General features: G+C 67.7%; 1 protein-coding gene. It reads right to left on the bottom strand.

Going from position 1 to position 226, the window contains the following annotated elements; all coding sequences use genetic code 11:
• Window positions 1-226, bottom strand: a 226-nt coding sequence (locus tag IEZ00_RS35810; RefSeq protein ID WP_189227792.1) for a hypothetical protein, incomplete at both ends; no start/stop codon positions are given.

Here is a 226-nt window from a genome sequence, read left to right as displayed (position 1 = left end):
TCCGGAGTAGAACCAGCCTGAGTCCCATTCGGTCCTCGCGGTCTCGGCAAACGCCTCGTCGAACGCCTCCAGCACCGCCACCCCGGCGTGACGGGACACGAACACCTGCGGCGACAGCGAGGCTTTCCCCACCTTCAGCGCGCTCGGCGTGGGCAGCGAATACTCCACATCGACGGTCCCGTACCAGGGGTCGCACCGCGACGCCATCGCCCGCAGCAGCTTGACA

It is taken from the genome of Saccharothrix coeruleofusca (genome assembly GCF_014648515.1).
Classification (GTDB): Bacteria; Actinomycetota; Actinomycetes; order Mycobacteriales; family Pseudonocardiaceae; genus Actinosynnema; species Actinosynnema coeruleofuscum.
The sequence above is the reverse complement of the archived record's forward strand: the minus strand, read 5'-3'. Positions and strand labels throughout refer to the sequence as shown.